Annotated in this window: 1 protein-coding gene; it reads left to right on the forward strand. The window is 76.6% G+C overall.

Translation table 11 applies throughout. From position 1 onward, the window contains the following. The coding region (locus Q6969_RS15710; protein WP_317231278.1) for a glycosyl hydrolase family 28 protein at positions 1–1,328 on the forward strand (1,328 nt) is incomplete at both ends.

Consider the following 1,328-nt stretch of genomic DNA (forward strand, 5'->3'; position numbering starts at 1 on the left):
CGCTCCTCGGCGGCGCCGTCCACGGCGACCGGCGCGCGGTGACGGAGCCCCACGCCCCGGCCGTCTGCACCACGGTCCCCGCCGAGGTCCACATGAGCGGACGCCAGGCGTCGGCCGCGGACGAGGCGCAGGCCCCGGACGGGCCGCGGATCCAGGCGGCCCTCGACGCCTGCGCGGGCAGGGGCGGCGCCGTCCGGCTCGCGGCGTCCGGCACCTCCGCGAGCTTCCTCAGCGGACCCCTCACCGTGCGGGCGGGCGAGGTGCTGCTCGTGGATCCGGGAGCCGTGCTCTCCGCGTCCCGCGACGCGACGGACTACCAGGTGGCCGGTCGGCCCCGCTGCGGCACCATCGGCGGGGGCGGCGACGGCTGCCGGCCGTTCATCTCCCTGTCCTCGCACTCGGGCATCGCCTCGAGCGGGGAGCCGGGCGCCGTCCGGGGCCGCATCGACGGCCGCGGCGACGCGCAGATCCTCGGCGGGACCACCACCTGGTGGCAGCTCGCGGCGGCCGCCAAGCAGGGCGGCCGGCAGAACGTGCGGCGGCTCGTCGTCGCGACGCGCGCGGACGACGTCACCCTCCACGACGTGGACCTGGTCTCGTCGCCCGGCATCCACGTGTCGTTCGACCACGGCGTCGGCCTCACGGTGTGGGGCGTGGTGATCCGGAGCCCCTCCTCCGCCCGCAACACCGACGGGATCGACCCGGCGGGCGCGACCGACGTGACCATCGCGCGCTCGTGGATCAGCGCCGGCGACGACGGCATCGCGATCAAGGCGGGCAGCGCGCCGTCCGCCCACATCAGCATCGTCGGCGACCACCTCTTCGGCACCCACGGCATCTCGATCGGCAGCGAGACGACGGCCGGGGTGAGCGACGTGCTCGTGGCGGACGACACGGTCAGCGGCCGGGACGCGTTCGGCGCCCTGAGCGTCGCGGCGGGCGGCATCCGCATCAAGAGCGCGGCGGGCGTCGGAGGCCCGGTGCGCGACGTCGAGTACCGCGACGTGTGCGTCGACGAGGCGAAGTACCCGATCGTCGTCGACTCCAGCTACGGCACGGCCGCGGGCGACGCGCTGCCCGTCTTCCAGGGGATCACCGTGGACGGATTCCGCGCGACCCGGTCGCTGCACCTCGCGTCGTCGTCGCTCGAGGGCTACGACGCGGCCCACGCGCTCGGCCTCGCGCTCCGGCGCACGTCGGTGGACGCCGCCCCGGTCGGCGCCGCGTACGCCGACATCACGACGGCGGGCGCGACGTTCGGCGGCGTGCCGCTGACGTCGACGCGTCCCGACGTGCGGATCACCGCCGGGCCCGCGGCGGGCAGCCCG

Source organism: Clavibacter sp. MX14-G9D (genome assembly GCF_032917815.1).
Lineage (GTDB): Bacteria > Actinomycetota > Actinomycetes > Actinomycetales > Microbacteriaceae > Clavibacter > Clavibacter michiganensis_K.